The 17267-nt window shown below is 39.5% G+C and carries 17 protein-coding genes; 11 read left to right on the top strand and 6 right to left on the bottom strand.

What is annotated here, in order from left to right; genetic code table 11:
• Positions 1-55: 55 nt before the first annotated feature.
• Both IV514_RS07735 and IV514_RS07730 read left to right on the top strand, forming a co-directional pair.
• Entirely contained in the window at positions 56-721 is a 666-nt protein-coding gene (locus IV514_RS07735) for an SDR family oxidoreductase (RefSeq protein ID WP_206484375.1), read from the top strand.
• Positions 715-1092 (top strand): MGMT family protein, encoded by a 378-nt coding sequence (locus tag IV514_RS07730; protein ID WP_241242248.1) that lies wholly within the window; start codon positions 715-717, stop codon positions 1090-1092. Before IV514_RS07735 ends, IV514_RS07730 begins: the two co-directional genes overlap by 7 nt.
• A gap of 7 nt (positions 1093-1099) precedes the next feature.
• Here IV514_RS07730 and IV514_RS07725 read toward each other — a convergent pair whose 3' ends face one another.
• Positions 1100-1888 (bottom strand): SDR family oxidoreductase, encoded by a 789-nt coding sequence (locus IV514_RS07725; protein ID WP_206484374.1) that lies wholly within the window; start codon positions 1886-1888, stop codon positions 1100-1102.
• A 151-nt stretch (positions 1889-2039) separates the two neighbouring features.
• On the opposite strand from IV514_RS07725, the gene IV514_RS07720 reads away from it, so the two are divergent.
• On the top strand, positions 2040-2804 hold the full coding sequence (locus IV514_RS07720; RefSeq protein ID WP_206484373.1) for an alpha/beta hydrolase: 765 nt from the start codon (positions 2040-2042) through the stop codon (positions 2802-2804).
• Between the two features lie 64 nt (positions 2805-2868).
• On the opposite strand, the gene IV514_RS07715 is transcribed toward IV514_RS07720, so the two are convergent.
• Positions 2869-3324 carry an Hsp20 family protein gene (locus IV514_RS07715; protein WP_206484372.1) on the bottom strand — a complete coding sequence of 152 codons (456 nt, stop codon included), beginning with the start codon at positions 3322-3324 and terminating at the stop codon, positions 2869-2871.
• A 418-nt stretch (positions 3325-3742) separates the two neighbouring features.
• Complete coding sequence (gene tpx / locus IV514_RS07710; RefSeq protein ID WP_206484371.1) at positions 3743-4387, bottom strand: thiol peroxidase; 645 nt, start codon at positions 4385-4387, stop codon at positions 3743-3745.
• Between the two features lie 165 nt (positions 4388-4552).
• Between tpx and IV514_RS07705 the strand changes: the two genes are divergently transcribed.
• The 8 genes from IV514_RS07705 (at position 4553) to IV514_RS07670 (ending at position 13796) form a co-directional block, all read left to right on the top strand.
• A complete protein-coding gene (locus tag IV514_RS07705; protein WP_206484370.1) occupies positions 4553-5641 on the top strand; it encodes a response regulator in 1089 nt (362 codons plus the stop codon).
• A gap of 2 nt (positions 5642-5643) precedes the next feature.
• The gene (locus tag IV514_RS07700; RefSeq protein WP_206484369.1) at positions 5644-6612 is read left to right on the top strand and encodes a diguanylate cyclase; all 969 of its coding nucleotides are present in this window, start codon (positions 5644-5646) and stop codon (positions 6610-6612) included.
• A gap of 489 nt (positions 6613-7101) precedes the next feature.
• Positions 7102-7728, top strand: coding sequence for a TetR/AcrR family transcriptional regulator (locus IV514_RS07695; protein WP_206484368.1), 627 nt, complete (start codon positions 7102-7104; stop codon positions 7726-7728).
• A gap of 395 nt (positions 7729-8123) precedes the next feature.
• On the top strand, positions 8124-9500 hold the full coding sequence (locus IV514_RS07690; protein ID WP_206484367.1) for an SLC13 family permease: 1377 nt from the start codon (positions 8124-8126) through the stop codon (positions 9498-9500).
• 127 nt (positions 9501-9627) lie between these two features.
• The gene (locus IV514_RS07685) at positions 9628-11496 is read left to right on the top strand and encodes a protein kinase (protein WP_241242247.1); all 1869 of its coding nucleotides are present in this window, start codon (positions 9628-9630) and stop codon (positions 11494-11496) included.
• Positions 11497-11522: 26 nt separating this feature from the next.
• A complete protein-coding gene (locus IV514_RS07680; protein WP_206484366.1) occupies positions 11523-11894 on the top strand; it encodes a VOC family protein in 372 nt (123 codons plus the stop codon).
• A 6-nt stretch (positions 11895-11900) separates the two neighbouring features.
• Positions 11901-12683: a PhzF family phenazine biosynthesis protein gene (locus IV514_RS07675; RefSeq protein ID WP_206484365.1), complete on the top strand. Its 783-nt coding sequence runs from the start codon at positions 11901-11903 to the stop codon at positions 12681-12683.
• 66 nt (positions 12684-12749) lie between these two features.
• The gene (locus IV514_RS07670) at positions 12750-13796 is read left to right on the top strand and encodes a patatin-like phospholipase family protein (protein WP_206484364.1); all 1047 of its coding nucleotides are present in this window, start codon (positions 12750-12752) and stop codon (positions 13794-13796) included.
• A 288-nt stretch (positions 13797-14084) separates the two neighbouring features.
• Here the strand turns inward: IV514_RS07670 and IV514_RS07665 are convergent, their stop codons facing one another.
• From IV514_RS07665 to cmoA, 3 genes are all read right to left on the bottom strand, one after another.
• Positions 14085-15431, bottom strand: coding sequence for an anti-phage deoxyguanosine triphosphatase (locus tag IV514_RS07665; protein WP_206484363.1), 1347 nt, complete (start codon positions 15429-15431; stop codon positions 14085-14087).
• Positions 15432-15542: 111 nt separating this feature from the next.
• Entirely contained in the window at positions 15543-16508 is a 966-nt protein-coding gene (cmoB, locus tag IV514_RS07660; protein WP_206484362.1) for a tRNA 5-methoxyuridine(34)/uridine 5-oxyacetic acid(34) synthase CmoB, read from the bottom strand.
• Complete coding sequence (cmoA, locus tag IV514_RS07655) at positions 16508-17242, bottom strand: carboxy-S-adenosyl-L-methionine synthase CmoA (RefSeq protein WP_206484361.1); 735 nt, start codon at positions 17240-17242, stop codon at positions 16508-16510. Before cmoA ends, cmoB begins: the two co-directional genes overlap by 1 nt.
• Between the last annotated feature and the right edge of the window lie 25 nt (positions 17243-17267).

Below are 17267 nucleotides of genomic sequence, written 5' to 3'. Positions count from 1 at the left end.
TAGCAGGTATCACTCGCATATAATACATTGTAATTTAATAAAGGATGAAATGTAGATGAAAAATACAGTCGTTATAACGGGAGCTAATAGAGGAATAGGGCTTAAACTAGCTCAACAGTTTGCTGAGCAAGGGGATCGTGTGATAGCGCTTTGCCGCCAATCGTCTGAACAATTAGCGCAGCTAAACGTAGAAATTGTTACTGGGGTTGATGTGTCGACCAAGCAGGGGCTTGAGCATATGGTCGAGCAATTAAAGCAAACAAGTATTGATGTACTGGTGTGCAATGCAGGTATCTTAAGGGATGAGCAATTAGGACAATTGAATATTGATACCATTCGGGAGCAGTTTGAAGTCAATGCATTAGCGCCGTTAAGAGTCGCTGAGCAATTATTACCTCAGTTATCTTCCGGTAGTAAAATTGCCATGATCACTTCAAGAATGGGGTCTATTGCAGATAATGGTTCAGGTGGCCGTTATGGTTACCGTATGTCAAAAGCTGCATTAAATGCTGCGGCAATGTCATTATCAAAAGATCTTGCACCACAAGAAATTGCTGTGGGAATTTATCATCCAGGCTATGTGCAAACAGATATGGTGAACAACAATGGCGATATATCGGCACTAGAGGCAGCGAGTAGAATTGTTGGTTTGATCAATGAGTTATCAATGAGTGAGAGTGGAGTGTTTAAACATTCTAATGGACAAGTATTACCTTGGTAGCAAAAACAGGTCTTGAAGCTATTAAGCCAAATTATGTCAAAATTTGGCGAGCGGTACAGAAAATACCACTTGGCAAAGTGGTGAGTTATGGTCAAATTGCTGATCTTGCTGGTTTACCCGGGCGTGCTCGTTTAATTAGTAAGGCATTAAGGCAGGCGCCTAAAACCGGTTGGCAAGGACAACAAATCCCATGGTATCGAGTGGTAAATAGTCAAGGTAAAATATCATTCCCTGTGGGCAGTGATGGTTTTAACCGCCAAAAGCAGTTATTGCAGGATGAACAAGTGGTGGTAATAGGCAATAAGATCAGACTGTCAGAATATCAATGGCAACCTGATCTTATCGAGTTATTGTTTCATCTAGATAGTTAACCTAAGGCTATAACGATGACGTTCGGCCTCCATCTACGGGTAAGTTGATACCCGTAATATAGCCAGCTGATGGCGAAGCTAAAAATGCAGCCGCAGCGGCAAATTCTTCAGGTTGAGCAAAGCGCCTCATTGGAATGGTCGCTTTTTCGTTTGCCGTTGCTTGTTCAATCGAAATATTTTGCTTTTTGGCTTTACCGGCGATAATGGCATCTAAGCGCGCTGTTGCTGTTGCGCCTGGTAAGACATTATTCACCGTTATACCAAACTCACCCAGTTCATTTGCTAAAGTTTTTGCCCAGCTTGCTACAGCACCACGAATAGTATTGGATACGCCTAAATTTGGTAAAGGTTGTTTAACCGATGTCGAAATAACATTAATGATACGACCATAGCCTTGTTGTTTCATAAAAGGGAGCAAGGCTTGCACTAAATGGTGGTTAGACACTAAGTGCAGATTAAAGGCATTGATAAAATCTTCTGCTGCAGAAATATGGGCAGGCCCAGGTGCTGGTCCGCCAGTGTTGTTGATCAGAATTTCAAATCCATTACCCTTCGCTATTGCTTCTGTGATCACTTGTTTCACCTGCTCTGGCTGGCTAAAGTCGGCTACGAGTACTTGATGCTGTTGCCCTTTACTTGTATCTAATTCGGCCAATACTTCATTCAGAGAGCTAAGGTTACGTGAAAATAAGGTAACATTTGCGCCAAGCGCGGCTAATTCTAGTGCACACGCTTTACCAATACCTTGGCTACTACCGCAAACAAGTGCGTTTTTATTCGTTAAATCTATATTCATATTGTTATCGTTGTAGATTGAATTTAGTTAAGTAAATTTAATCATATTCAGGCGATAAACGTTAGTAAAAGAATGTGTTTTAATTAAATTAATTTTGACGGGTGTCAGATTTGGCTGTTAAGCTTACTTTATTTGTAACAAGGTATAAGTGATGGAAGGTGTTTCAGTCAGTGGCAAGGGCCCTGTGGTTGTATTTTTGCATAGCTCATTAAGCAGTGCAAAACAGTGGCAACGCTTAGCACAGAGTTTAAGCGACTGCTTCTGTTGTATTAATATTGATTTATTGGGCTATGGTCGAGCACCACAAGTGACCGATGAACAAAATTATTCTTTTGCCACTGAAGTGGCTCGCATCAAACAAATTCTGGCGATGCATGAGGTAACTCAGCCATATCACCTTGTTGGTCACTCATGCGGGGGAGCGATTGCGTTAAAAATGGCGGTAGAGTCACCCGAGAATATTGCCAGTTTAACGCTTTACGAACCTGTAGCGTTTCATTTGCTAGAACAGCTAGATGATCATGTGGTGAAAATATTTGCAGATGAACTGGAGCAACTGAATTTAAGCAGTGCAGCTAAGCGTTTTATTGATTATTGGAATGGTGATGGTTTTTTTGACGCATTACCAGAGGCAACACAGCAGCAAATGGCAATAGGGATGAAGAAAGTCAACTTGGATTTTCATGGAATTTTTGGTGAAACTTATCTGTTGAGCGATCTATTTGCTATTGCCTGTCCAGCTTTAATATTGGTGGGCAAAGGCACGAGTGCTCAAAGTAAACAATTAAGTGAGAACATCGGGCAACATATTGCATCATCAGAGCTGGTGTTCGTTGATGCAGGGCATATGGGACCTATTAGTCACCCACAGTTAGTAGAACCTTTGATCAGTGATTTTTTATTGAAAAATATTTGATATAAAAAAGCCCAGTTAATACTAACTGGGCAAAATGTCAGGGAGAGAAATAGTAAATGCTTGGTTATTCTTTGTTGCTATTGAGTAGGCTTTTACCATTTATAGCAATTTTTCTTGGTTTTAAAGCTTCTGGTATTTCTCTTTCTAAGTCTATGTGTAATAAACCATTTTCCATAAAGGCGCCTATCACTTTAACGTGATCACCTAATTGAAATTTTCGTTCAAAATTTCGCTCGGCGATGCCTTGATGAAGAAATTTTCTGCTCGACTTGTCATCATTGGTAGGTTTAGTACCTGTGACAATTAAGTTATTTTGTTTCGATTCAATTTCAAGCTCGTTTTCTGCAAAACCAGCAACTGCCATAGTGATGCGATATTGATCATCGGCGAGCAGTTCAATGTTGTACGGTGGATAAGATGACTGTTTGTCAGCACGAGAGGCTTTGTCGAGTAATCCAGCTAAGTGATCGAAACCAATAAATGAACGGTATAGTGGGCTAAAATCTGTATTAGTACGCATAATTCATATCCTATCTTGTTAGCAATATGCTGTTAAAGTTGCTTACCTAAGCTTTATTGTCCAACTTATGTTGCGACGTAAACTCATTGCGAAGTAAGTAACCAGTTAAGTGCCTTTTATTAAACAGGCAGTTCATGTGTGTAGTCCCATCAGGCGACTACAGTTTAATAGATAAGGACGTAAATTTTCTTTTCAAGCATTTGAAAGAAAAAATTTTAAAAAAATATGTAACCTATTGCTTTTTATTAAAAAAATAAAATTGATTGAGGGCGTTAATCTGGGGGGAAGATGAGTAAACCCTTAAAACGATGAATGTGTATTGTTATTGAAAGTGTATTTACTATGGGTTTTAAAGCTGAGATAACAGAGCGCTATATTTTATATATTTAGCGCTCTGCACAGAAACACGCCCTAGTCGTTATTGAACGGAGTCTTTGCTCTTAGCTGGGGGTTGGTTTTCAGCCGTTAATGCGCTTAGCGAAGCTAATGCCTGTTGATAATCTGGATGATTGGCAATATTTTCAACTAATTCTTTATAGGTTATTTTTCCTTGTTCATCAATAATAAAAATTGCTCGAGTTAACAGCCCCATATCTTTGATTAACAGACCATATTTTGTGCCAAAATCTCGCCAGACAGCATCAGATAATACTTTAATTTTGTCGACGTTTTCGGTTTTGCAAAAGCGCTTTTGTGCAAATGGGAGATCATTGCTTATTGTTAGCATAACCACATCATCTGGCTGTTTGGCAAGCTCTTCATTAAATCGTTTGGTCTGTAGAGAGCACACCCCAGTATCTAAACTTGGTACTACCGAGATCAGTAACTTCTTACCAGTGAAATCTTGTAATGAAACCGGTGCGAAGCTTTCGTTTACCACTTTAAAATCCGGTGCTTGTTCTCCAATCGCTACTTGATTACCTAATAACACCACGTATTTGTCTCCAGCTTTAACCAGATCATTATGCTCGGGCAAATCAGTATTTAATAACGTGTTGGCTGATAGCGAGAAATTGCTGAAAATAATAAGCGTGGGAATCAATAATAATTTTTTAAATTTCATAATAGTAATTAAGTTTCAAAATTTGATTGAAAGCTTAACGCTGACAAAAAAAAATAGCCAACAAATAGTGTTTTTTTTAATTCTTATCTATTGTTAAGGCATGGATGGCTTTATTATATAAAGTTGTAATTGGTTAATATTAACATAGAGGTAAGCAAGGTATTTATGTCAACAGCCTTATTAATTTGTGATGATTCAAATATGGCGCGTAAGCAAGTAGCAAGATCGCTACCTGAGGGCTGGGAAGTTGACATTAGTTTCGCAACTAATGGTCGCGAAGCCATTGAGGCTATAAAAGCGGGCAAAGGAGATGTATTGTTACTTGATTTAAATATGCCTGAAATGGATGGTTATCAAGTGCTTGACGTTATTATTAAGGAAGATTTACCCACTATGGTGGTGGTTATTTCTGGTGATATTCAACCCGAAGCTCACCAGAGAGTGACCAGCATGGGGGCTCTTGATTTCATCAAAAAGCCGGTCAATCAGGGTAAATTAACGGAAATATTGAAAGCTTATGGCATTTTTGCTCCTGAAGATGAAGTTGTTTTACCTGTTATTAATACTGCAATAGAAGAAAAAGTCGAGTTATCGCCCGTTACCAAGCCTATTACCCCTGCCGAAGAAGTAAAGCCTAAAAGCGACAGTAGCATTATTTCATTACCCGCCGATTTACGTGATTGTTATCAAGAAATTGCTAATGTGGCTATGGGTCAAGCAGGTGATTTATTAGCAAGGTTACTCAATGTATTTGTGGTATTGCCTATTCCTAATGTTAATGTGATTGAAGTCAGTGAATTAAGCATGGCATTGTCTGATGTTGAAGCGCATGAGAGTACTTCTGGTATTTGTCAGGGCTTTATTGGTGCGGGGATCTCAGGGGAAGCATTATTAATCTTAAATGATTCAAGCTTTAATGATGTTGCTCAATTAATGAATTATCAGTGTGAAATGGATGATAAGGCAGAGCTTGAGTTGTTAATGGATATGGCCAATGTATTAATTGGTGCTTGTCTTAAAGGTATTTCAGAACAATTGGATATGCCGTTTAGTCAAGGTCATCCTGTTGTGTTAGGTCAGCATCGCAAAATATCAGAATTAATCGCCACAAACTCACAAAAATGGCAACGTACGTTAGCAATTGAAATCAGCTATGGTATTGAAAATTATCCGATAAAATGTGATTTATTACTGCTATTTACCGAAGAGTCGATGAAAACACTTAACAATAAAATTGCCTATTTGCTGGAGTAAATATGTCGTTAGAAACGGAGCAAATAAACGAGTTACATTGGTTAATGGAAATGCTGCATACCATTGATGTTGGCTTGGTTGTACTTGATCGCCAGTACCATATTCAGATTTGGAATGGCTTTATGGAAAATCATAGTGGCTTACTACCAAGAGAAGTTAAAGGTAAACTGATTTTTGATTTGTTTGATGAAATCCCGAAAGAGTGGTTTATTCGAAAATCTGAGTCTGTATTTATGTTGAAAAACAAGGCGTTTACCATTTGGGAGCAACGTCCGTACTTATTTAAATTTCTCAATTATCGACCGATTACTGGTACCGCTGATTATATGTATCAAAACACAACCTTTATTCCGTTGATGTCATCCACTGGAGAAGTAACACATTTGTGTTTGATTGTTTATGATGTGACGGATAATGCGGTACATAAAAAAGAATTAGAGCAGGCGAATAAGGAATTATCAGTGTTAAGCCAAACGGATGGTTTAACCATGGTTTTTAATCGTTCTCACTGGGAGCATTGTTTAGCTGCCGAGTATAAGCGCTGGACCCGTAGTCAACATGTGAGTAGTTTAGTGATGATTGATATTGATCATTTTAAAAAGATCAATGACAGTTATGGTCATGTGGTTGGTGATGAAGTCATACGTCATCTGGCTAACATTATTAAACAGCATGTGAGAGAAACAGACATTTCAGGTCGATATGGCGGTGAAGAGTTTGCAATTTTGCTTGCTGACACCGATGCAGAGAATTCAAAATTTTTTGCTGAACGATTACGTAAAACAGTAGAAGATAGCGTGGTTAAGTATAATGATATCGATGTTAAATACACCATTAGTTTAGGTTTAGCGGAAATTGATGCCACAATGAAAAATCATGAAGCATGGATTGAGTGTGCTGATAATGCCTTATATCAGTCGAAAAATAATGGGCGAAACCAAGTCGCGCATTATTCTAAAACTGAAGAGTAAAATAAAAAGCCCAGACTAGGTCTGGGCAATCATTCATGAAACTTTGGGATATATACTGCAGGAGATATATAAAAATGCTCATCACTGAGCTGTATAAATAATAATCTATTTTGTTGCCCCCGTCATTAATAAAAAATCATTTTTCGCTCAAAAGTGAATGATCATAAGATAAGTACTTGTTCCTGAATTGAAATTTTTTTGTTGTTTTTATGAACATAGTGTCTGTTAGTATTTGTACTAACCGTGTGAGTAATCAATATATTCAATTCTACTTTAAGTTGTTGTTATTTTTGGTTTTTACTCTGTTTTTATCGGTCAAGAGATAGACTTAAACATCAGCATTAACTTCGATTGAAAACTATGCGTAATCGTCTTATATCTTTTAATGATAAGTTCACCAATAAGGCTTTTATTAAGCTAGTTGCGTTATTTCAAACGCTTGTTTAAACTGTTTAAATTGAAATCGTGGCTTACCTTGGTTGTATTAGCATGAGCACTAAAAATAAAATACTTGATGCGGCAGAACATTTATTTGCGGATAAAGGCTTTAATGGCACGTCATTAAGAGAAATAACTAGCTTAGCAGATGTTAATCTTGCTGCGGTTAATTATCACTTTGGTTCAAAAAAAGAACTGATCAAAGCGGTCATGTCTCGCTATATGAATGAATTGTCACCGCGATTAGAAGCTTCTTTAACGGTTATTTGCCAACAAGAGACTCCACCTAGTTTGGTTGAAGTGTTCTCTGCTTTTGTTGAGCCTTTGCTCTCATTGAATGTATTTAAGGAAAATGGCACCAGTAATTTTTTACAACTGCTTGGCCGTGGTTACACGGATAGTCAAGGCTTTTTGCGCTGGTTTCTTACCACGCAATACCCAGGGGTGATTGAAAAGTTTGTCGTTGCGGTACAACGGGCGTACCCTGAATTGTCAGCAGAAGATATTTTTTGGCGTTTACACCTGACTATGGGAACAGTGGTCTTTACTATGTCATCAAGTGACGCCTTAATGGACATTGCACAAAGCGACTTTGGTCAGCAAATTGACATTTCTGATGTGATCAATAAAGTGATCCCATTTGTTGCAGCAGGCGTTGGAGCTCCGTTAGTACATTAAATATGTTAATGACTCTTTGAATGTCTATTAATCATTAAGTATGCTTGTTGTCTTGTTAGAAGGTCGCACAACTTGAGTATGATGAACCTGCTAGACACATTGCTTATCGAACAAGTTCAAAATACCTGAACATTTGTTGAAGGTGACTTATCAAAATTGCATTACGAATAGATGACATGTGGTTAAACACTATCGTTGGCAGGATATGATAAGCTGAAAGCATGTAAGGTGTTAAAGCGCATTTACGTGAAGCCGAATAGGTTAACTTATTATCTACGTAACAACGAATGACACGTATATCTTAGCGTGAAGCCTAGGCTAGAAATGCAACTGAGTGCTCAATGACGCTAACTCTCTTCTCGGAAAAATGATAATTAACAAATAATAATAATGATATGAATAAAAAATCTTTACTGCTTCTTATTGGGCCTGCCGCAGCGTTACTTAGCTATTTCTTACTTATTTATTTAGGCTTGCCAGAAAAGCCTGCGATTGCAGCAGCCATTACTTTGTTAACGGTTATCTGGTGGGTGAGTGAGGCTATTCCTATTCCAGCTACCTCGCTTGTCCCTTTTGCTTTGTTACCTTTATTTGGCATTGTTGATCATAAAACCGTTGCTTCTTCACTGGGTAGTCATGTGATTTTATTGCTGATGGGGGCATTTATGTTGTCAAAAGCGATTGAAAAAAGTGGTACGCACCAGCGTCTTGCGATGTATATGGTAAAAATTATCGGGGTTTCGAGTGCTCGACGCTTAGTGCTAGGTTTTATGTTAGCAGCAGGTATTCTTAGCATGTGGATATCGAATACGGCGACCACGTTAATTATGTTACCCATTGCTTTAGCGGTATTAGTGCATGTTAATAATCCTAGATTGACCACCGCGCTGATACTCGGTATTGCTTATGCTTCATCTGTTGGCGGAATAGGTACTCCTATTGGTACACCACCTAATGTAATTTTTATGGGGATTTATGAAGAGCAAACGGGTCAGGAGTTTGGTTTTTTAGCTTGGATGAAAATTGGTGTGCCTGTCGTGTTAATTGCGCTACCTTTAATGGCGATGTGGTTAACCCGCAATATTACATTGAAAGAAAAGATAGTGTTACCTGAACTTGGTCAATGGCGGGTTGAAGAAAGTCGAACCTTATGGGTCTTTGGTATTACTGCATTGCTTTGGATCACACGAAAAGAGCCGTTTGGTGGGTGGAGTCAATTATTTGATATTCCATTGGCGGGTGATAGTACAGTGGCGCTGTTTGCGGTAGTGATGATGTTTTTAGTGCCAAATGGTAAAGGTTCACGGTTACTTGATTGGGAAAGTGCAAAGGAAATTCCTTGGGGGATGTTATTGTTGTTTGCTGGTGGTATTGCTATTGCGAAAGGTTTTGTCGCGTCCGGTTTAAGTGATATTTTAGGCCAGTGGTTGACATCACTTGGCAGTTTACCCGCCATTTTAATGATTATCACCATTTGCTTATTTGTCACTTATCTAACTGAAATCACCAGTAATACAGCAACAGCAACCTTATTGATGCCGATATTAGCTGTTGCGGCCCTTGCTTCGGGTTATGATCCAACTGTCTTTATGATCCCCGCTGCTATGTGTGCCAGTTGTGCGTTTATGTTACCTGTTGCTACGGCGCCGAATGCTATTGCCTTTGGTACGGGAAAAATTTCGATCCAACAAATGGTTAAAGAAGGGGCAATTCTCAGTTTTTCCGTATCATTGATTATTGCCTTGGTTTCATATTGGCTGTTAATCAGGTAAAAAAAAGCCTTAGTAGAAACTAAGGCTAACATTAACAACGATGTCATCTAGAGGTACTTTATTGATGTCTGCATTGGTTAGAGAAAAATAAAGTCAGGATAGGATAAGCTATAGATATGACGTTTTTATGACAATAAACATGATAGAAACTCCCAAACACGACAATAAGCTACAGCACTTTTATATTGCTGAAGAGCAGTCTATTTATTTATTAAGTCATAAAGACGCCACAAAGCTTAAGCAATGGGTTGAATTATGTAAGCAGCAATTATCATTGCTTGGCTATAATAATATCAGCCTAATTGGCAAAGGGGCTTTTGGTTTTGTCTTTGCTGGTGATGATGAAGTCGGTGTTGCGCAGGTGTTTAAATTCTCGAGAATTAACCTACCACAACATGTACAGGACCGTTTAGCAGAAGAAGCCGAACTACAGTCACAACTCCATCATCCAAAAATCCCTCAAATTGTTGAATATTATAAAATTAAACGACAATCAATCGTCCATATGGCGCGTGCTCCTGGCATTGATTTAGAGCAATATTCACATCAACATGGTCCTTTGCCTCCTGAATTAGTGATGCATATTGCTTTGCAATTAGCCGAAATTTTATTGTATTTGCGTAATGTTAAATTACATAAAAAAGGTAAGCCCTATGTGCATGGTGATATTAAACCATCGAATGTGGTTTATGATGAAAATACCGGGCAAATTTATTTAGTTGATTGGGGCTCAGCTGTCACTGCTCAGCTTGATATCCATGGACAAACAACCGCCAATAACATTATGGATTTAATGAGTAGTGATTTACAAAATTCTAATGCCAGATTAGGTGATGTCTACTTTATTGGTCCTGAGCAAATCAATGGCGAAATGTCATCTCCTCGCTTTGATGAACAAGGCTTTGCTGCAACCATTTATGCCTTAGCATCAGGACAATCTTGCCGCTATGGTCATCATGTTATTCCGCCAAGCGCTTTGGGGCTACCCAAAATGTTTGCCAAGATCATAGAAGCCATGCTTAGTGGTGATAAAACAACGCGAGATAAGGCGGGTGATTACTTCTTTGCTCACCTACCATTATTAAAAAATATTGTGTTAGCAGAACAGCCAACAAACCCAGTGATCACCCCGTTAATTCCAGTGTGGTGTAAACCGAGTGAACAAGAAATTGACACTGTGGTTTATGGTTCGCGAAAATCATTTTTAAGAGAACAAAGTGATGAGGATTCGTTAACGGGGATCGATGATGCCCAGCTAGAAAAATATTATAAAAATTATTTAATGGGCATGGGGGATAATGAAAAAGCATTCATTGCCGCGGTGAGCCGTTTAGCTAACTTTCCTGTGGTGGGCGGTTTGGCGATTCGTTGGGAAAAAGAAGGGGTTTATATCGATTCCAATTTAACCTTGTTTGATGCTTCATTGAAAACCTCTTTTCAAAGTGCTGTGAACAACATGATCCATCTTGCGCAAGGAATTTTCCGAATCGGGGTATTTAAAAGTTGTTTGTTTAACGCTCGTAACACTTTGCATGTGGAGCGAGAAGATGAAAGCCTGCCGTTTGTTGCGGCAAAAGATCAGAAAATCCCTTTTGATGTCAGTGATGTGCCGGTTGTTGATGATGTCACACGGCTACATTCATATTTTGAAGATGGTAAAGATCCTGATGAATATTTATATTTACCCGATGAAATAATGGCGGTATTGGCGCGGTTAAATTTAATTCATCATACTGGCTGTATTATTTTTGAAGTGTTACCTACGCATTTAAAAATTCACAGTTATTTGATGTTACTTAATCATGATAAAGAACAAGAGTTTCGCGAATGTTTAGCGCAACTCTTAGCGCTTTTGCCAACGGTAACAGGGCAAGGTATTTCCGGTTTTATGAAGTTGCCTTATAAAGATACCCGCTTTTTTGAACATATTAATTGTTTACCCGAAAAATATTATCCTGTGAACCCAAAACGTATCATAAAAGACGAGTTTGCATAACATGATCACAATATGAGGAACGCTCTATGACGAATAAAATAGGTGACATGGCGTGGTTAGATTTAACGGTAGCGAATGCCGAAGAAGTGAAAAATTTTTATCAAGATGTGATCGGTTGGCAAAGTGAAGCCGTTTCTATGGGGGATTATCAAGACTTTACTATGTTGACCGAAGACAAACAGGCGGTTTCGGGTATTTGTCATGCTAAAGGTTCAAATGCTGACCTTCCTCCGATGTGGTTACCGTATTTTTTAGTTGCTGATATTGAGCAAAGTGTTGCTCAAGTAAAGGCGTTGGGGGGCAAATTACTGACACCAATAAATACGATGGGCAATGATAAGTACGTGGTAATTAACGATCCCGCTGGCGCAGCTTGTGCCTTGTATCAAAAAGGGTAAATGATAATGACCACCATACCTTTGTATCAAATAGATGCCTTTGCTCAGCAACGGTTTCAGGGAAATCCTGCGGCGGTTTGTCCTTTAACTTCTTGGTTAAGTGATGAAATACTGCAAGCCATTGCACAAGAAAATAATTTATCCGAAACCGCTTTTTTTGTGAAAGATAATACCCATTATCAACTGCGCTGGATGACGCCAGCAGCAGAAGTTGATTTATGTGGTCACGCTACACTGGCGGCGGCAGATGTTATTTTTAACTATTATGAGCCGCAAGCAGATGCGCTGTTATTTTCTACACGCAGCGGTGAGCTTAGGGTAACTAAAGCAGATAATGGCTTAATGATGGATTTTCCAGCGACCTTACCAAAGCCTATTGCTGCACCTGAGCAATTAGTGACAGGTATTGAAGAGCAAGTGGATGAAGTGCTAGCTGGTTTTGATTACATTGTTGTATTAGCAAATGAGCAACAAGTACTCGACTTTACCCCTGATTTTACTGCCTGGCAGCAATTAGATTTACGCGGTGTGCTGGTGACAGCAAAAAGTGATCATTACGATTTTGTCTCCCGTTGTTTTTTCCCTAAATTAGAGGTAAATGAAGATCCTGTCACTGGCTCAGCTCATTGCCAGCTAGCGCCTTATTGGGCTGAAAAGCTCAACAAGCAGCAATTGGTTGCTAAACAAGTTTCTCAGCGTGGTGGCGAGCTGATTTGTCAGATAAATGGTGATCGGGTAACGCTTATTGGGAGTTGTGTTGAATACCTCAAAGGTGAAATCGTTATTTGATCCTGCTGTGGCTTATTAATATGGATAAGAGTTTCATGAGAAAAATGTGTTGGAAATTGAGTCGTCATGATTGAAATATACGCAGGCAAGAATGCCTTAAAAACTATCCAAGAAAACGGCTTTAAACAGGAGCTGTTTAGCTCTTTTCTTGGTGCTAGTGGTGGACCGAAGTGGTTTATTCTTTACCAGTTAGATAGGTTTTTATTTGGTGAATTTTTTCATCATCGTACACAAGCGTTAAACCTTGTTGGCTCCAGTGCGGGGGCTTTTCGCGCCGCGTGTTTTGCACAACATGATCCGGTGGCAGCGATTGAGCGATTAGCTCGACATTATTCACACACGGTTTACTCTGCGCATGCTACGCCTGATGAGATCACCAGCAAAGCAAAAACGTTACTAACTGAGGTGTTTGGTCAGCAGGGCATTGAGCAAATTGTTGCTAACCCTGTGTTTAAAGCACATTTTATTGTCGCAAGAGCAAAAGGGTTAACGGCAAGTGACAATAAGTTATTACAAGGTGTGGGATTATTAAGCAGCTATATACTCAATCGCCTCGATAGAAAATACTTAAACTGGCAATATGAGCGCATTGTGTATCAGGCAAGTAGCAGCCAGTTAACTTTTTCTGATCCCTATCAATTTGCCACCAAACGTATTCCATTAACCCAGCAAAACCTCAGCCAAGCGTTATTAGCATCAGGCTCGATCCCGTTAGTCATGCAAGGCGTGAGAAATATTGCTCAATCACCCAAGGGCATGTATCGAGACGGCGGCATCATTGATTATCATTTTGATCTTGAGATTGAGAACCCTGGTCTGGTTTTATATCCGCATTTTAATGCGACACCTAAGGCGGGATGGTTTGATAAAAACCTTACTCGTACGGTATCAAGTAAAAGCTATGATAACGTTGTGTTGATTTGTCCCTCGCAGAAAATGTTTGATGCGTTACCTTATCGCAAAATTCCTGATCGTAAAGATTTTACCGAGATGTCAGCAGAGCAGCGTATTCCATACTGGCAATCGGTATTAACTGAAACGAGTCGTATGGCAGAAGATTTTGCTGACTTTGTCGACAAGCAAGACCTTGATCGTATTCAAAGCTTTAGCTGATAGTTTGTGTAACTAGAGCGTGTTGATCTTTGAGGTACAAATTTTGTTCAATTTGTGCGTGCTTTGATCACGACGCTCGGTTCGTAGCATAGTTGCTCTATGTAAAAAACGAGCAACAATGAGCAAAGTACGCTCAATTGAACCCCTTGGGCAACGCCTGTTTAACATTTATACTGTGTTATCGCCTTACTTGAGGAGAATAACTACACTACGAAGGCGCTGCCTTGTCTAAATGCCAAACAGTCAGTTGCAAAAATGAACAGCAAAGTTCAACACGCTCTAGGGTGTTTATTGGTGAAGATCATGCTTATTATTCACGCTCGTCGGGATAAATAAGCTTTGATAGAGCCCAGTGGCAAAATCGTCCGTCATGCCCGCAACATAATCAGCAATGACACGATGACTATTTAATTGCTTAGCGACTGAATCTTGATAATTTCGTAAGGCATTTTTAGGTAATAAACGCTCGGGATCTGAGGCGAGTGCTTCAAATAACTCCATCACTATTTGTTGACCTCGATATTCATGATGCTGAATTTCGGTGCGCTTGATCACAAAATCAAACACGAAGTCTTTGAATATTTTCAATACCTGCTGAGCAATTATGGGGTGTTTAGCATTGTATCTTAATAACGGCTCTTCAAACTGAAGTTGCTGCGTTTCATTTAAATCTTCTAGCACAATCGCAGTGATCAAATAATTGACTAAACCGCCAATGGCTTCTTTTTGTTGATAGGTTTTATGGCCAAATAGTTTATCTGATAAATCATCACTTAATTGTTGTAGCCATTGATCATCTAATTGCTTGAGTTTATCGATAACATGGTGTTCAAAATCATCTTGCTGTACGACCCCTGTGACAATAGCATCTTCTAAGTCGTGAATGCCGTAAGCAATATCATCAGCCAGTTCCATAATGGAACAATCTAAAGATTTGTACAGTGTTTTACTGTGACGATTATCTTGGGTAACAAGCTGTTGAAATAACGCTTTATCCGCACTAGATAATGGTGATAATACCCAGTTTAAGGTGTCTATATCGTCTTGAAATAACCCTTTCGGGGGATGCCAATCAGCGGCTTTTAATTGTCTGAAATTCTCAGGAACCTTGACGCTAGCTTGGCATGATAACTGATTGAGGGTTTGTGGGTATTTGATCAAGCCTAGTAAGGTTCTTCTTGCTAAGTTCATTCCATGATGTTCACTAAACGGTTCTAAGTAAGAAACAATGCGAAATGTCTGACCATTGCCTTCGAAGCCGCCGTGTTCGCGCATCATAAAGTTTAACGCGACTTCACCACCATGCCCGAAAGGCGGATGACCAATATCATGCGCTAAACATAGCGACTCGATTAAGGTGTCATCGGCGGGAAATAATTGTGCAGCGAGTTCTGGGGATTTATTACGTAATTGTGCGCTAATACCAGAGCCGATTTGTGCCGCTTCTAATGAGTGGGTAAGACGGGTACGATAAAAATCGCTTTGGCCACTCCCCATCACTTGGGTTTTTGATTGTAGGCGTCTAAATGCTGCTGAATGTAATATTCTGGCGCGGTCTCGTTGAAAAGGACTACGATGATCATCTTTTCGTTGTACAACATTCGCTCGTTGTCGCTCTAACCACACATTACTCATACACTACCTAATGATTGTTAAGGTTTTTACCATTAATCGATACCTTACCCAATATTATTGTGGCTGTACAAGCTTTTAGTTAAAACAGTGGTTAGAGCTACTTGTTGGTGGTTATTTAGTATTAGCGATAAAAATAGCTCTTTTTGGCGCGGGATAGCCTTCAATTGTCTTGCTGGTATCATTTGGATCGAGAAAGTCTTGAAGCGATTCAGTATCGATCCACTCTGTTTTTCGTTGCTCTTCAAATGAAGTGATGTCGGTATCGACTACGCGAATATTGATAAAGCCACAACGCTCAAGCCAAGCACACATAGCTTGGCAACTTGGTAAAAACCAGACATTTCGCATCTTAGCGTAGCGTTCGCCAGGCACTAGAACGGTGTTAACATCACCATCAACCACTAAGGTTTCCAATACCAATTCACCACCTTTAACAAGTTGGGATTTTAACTGATAAATAAAATCAATTGGCGAGCGACGATGATAAAGTACGCCCATCGCAAAGACAGTGTCAAACGCAGCTAGCTCAGGTAAATCTTCTACTCCCAAAGGCAATAAGTTCACCGCAGGATCTTTGATAAAATGCTGTATGGCGTTAAATTGCGTGAAAAACAGTTGTGTCGGATCGATGCCAACGACAAACTTAGCGCCAGCGCCACGCATGCGCCATAAGTGGTAGCCACTGCCGCAGCCAATATCAAGTACATATTTATTACTCAGGTCGCTAATATGGGGGAGCAAACGATCCCATTTAAAATCTGAGCGCCATTCGGTGTCAATATGTAAGCCATGGACATGATAGGGCCCTTTACGCCATGGCTTGAATTTTTTCAGTAAATTTTCAATGCGTTTAAATTCGCCCGAATTAATATCTTCTTGCTGACCAACTATCACGCCATTTTCTAGATCAATATGGCTGGGAGTTGTTTTTGGTAATGCATCTAACGTTTTTTGCCATTGGGCAAATTCACCATGTAGCTCTTGTTGCTGCCAAAGTGTTAATTGTGCAGGTAAAGTGTTTAACCATGGGGCTAAACGATTTTGAGCAATTTGTTGATAAAATTGATTGAAATTCATTATTTGATCGCAACTAAAGAAAAAAAGTTAAAACATTGGAACCAGGGACTAATGTGGGTAAAACCTGCCGTTTCTAGTCGGCTAATATGAGTGGGTAAATCATCAGTGCGCATAACGTTTTCTAATGCGGTGCGCTTTTGAGCAATTTCAAGATCGCTGTAACCATTGGCACGTTTAAAATTGTGATGTAAGTCGATCAATAAGTCATCACAGACATCATCGGTGCTGGAGATTTTTTCTGATAGCACCAAAATACCGCCAGTATTTAAGCCTTGAGCGACATTATTGATCATGGTTTGGCGAAGATCGGGTTCAATAAACTGTAAAGTAAAGTTGAGCACAGCCATTGAAGCATTGTTCATCTCAACATTGAGAATATTGTCTTCTATTATTTCAACAGGCGTGTCACCTTTAAAGGCATTGACGTGTCGTTGACAACGCTCAACCATGGCTGTTGAATTATCTACACCAATAATTTTACATTGCTTTGCAGTGATGGCTTGACGCATGGCCAGCGTTGCAGCACCTAATGAACAACCTAAATCATAAACATTAGAGCCTTCGCTAACATAATGCTGACTTAATTGGCCAATAGTGTCGATGATGGTGGCATAACCAGGCACCGAGCGAGAGATCATATCGGGAAATACTTCAGCGACCTGAGCGTCAAAAGCAAAGTCTTTAATTTTGCTTTGTTTGTTAGAAAAAATAACATCAGTGTTTGAGCGAGGCATAGATAAATTCAATTAACTTAAGTTT

The organism is Thalassotalea sp. G2M2-11 (assembly GCF_017168195.1).
In the GTDB taxonomy this organism is placed as follows: Bacteria; Pseudomonadota; Gammaproteobacteria; order Enterobacterales; family Alteromonadaceae; genus Thalassotalea_E.
This window is presented reverse-complemented; position numbering and strand designations above follow the sequence as displayed.

Bases quoted from the DNA above. Each gene is read 5' to 3' on its own strand.
- IV514_RS07735 (WP_206484375.1), top strand. From the start codon at position 56: ATGAAAAATACAGTCGTTATAACGGGAGCTAATAGAGGAATAGGGCTT.
- IV514_RS07725 (WP_206484374.1), bottom strand. From the start codon at position 1,888: ATGAATATAGATTTAACGAATAAAAACGCACTTGTTTGCGGTAGTAGC.
- IV514_RS07720 (WP_206484373.1), top strand. From the start codon at position 2,040: ATGGAAGGTGTTTCAGTCAGTGGCAAGGGCCCTGTGGTTGTATTTTTG.
- IV514_RS07715 (WP_206484372.1), bottom strand. From the start codon at position 3,324: ATGCGTACTAATACAGATTTTAGCCCACTATACCGTTCATTTATTGGT.
- tpx (WP_206484371.1), bottom strand. From the start codon at position 4,387: ATGAAATTTAAAAAATTATTATTGATTCCCACGCTTATTATTTTCAGC.
- IV514_RS07705 (WP_206484370.1), top strand. From the start codon at position 4,553: ATGTCAACAGCCTTATTAATTTGTGATGATTCAAATATGGCGCGTAAG.
- IV514_RS07700 (WP_206484369.1), top strand. From the start codon at position 5,644: ATGTCGTTAGAAACGGAGCAAATAAACGAGTTACATTGGTTAATGGAA.
- IV514_RS07695 (WP_206484368.1), top strand. From the start codon at position 7,102: ATGAGCACTAAAAATAAAATACTTGATGCGGCAGAACATTTATTTGCG.
- IV514_RS07690 (WP_206484367.1), top strand. From the start codon at position 8,124: ATGAATAAAAAATCTTTACTGCTTCTTATTGGGCCTGCCGCAGCGTTA.
- IV514_RS07685 (WP_241242247.1), top strand. From the start codon at position 9,628: ATGACAATAAACATGATAGAAACTCCCAAACACGACAATAAGCTACAG.
- IV514_RS07680 (WP_206484366.1), top strand. From the start codon at position 11,523: ATGACGAATAAAATAGGTGACATGGCGTGGTTAGATTTAACGGTAGCG.
- IV514_RS07675 (WP_206484365.1), top strand. From the start codon at position 11,901: ATGACCACCATACCTTTGTATCAAATAGATGCCTTTGCTCAGCAACGG.
- IV514_RS07670 (WP_206484364.1), top strand. From the start codon at position 12,750: ATGATTGAAATATACGCAGGCAAGAATGCCTTAAAAACTATCCAAGAA.
- IV514_RS07665 (WP_206484363.1), bottom strand. From the start codon at position 15,431: ATGAGTAATGTGTGGTTAGAGCGACAACGAGCGAATGTTGTACAACGA.
- cmoB (WP_206484362.1), bottom strand. From the start codon at position 16,508: ATGAATTTCAATCAATTTTATCAACAAATTGCTCAAAATCGTTTAGCC.
- cmoA (WP_206484361.1), bottom strand. From the start codon at position 17,242: ATGCCTCGCTCAAACACTGATGTTATTTTTTCTAACAAACAAAGCAAA.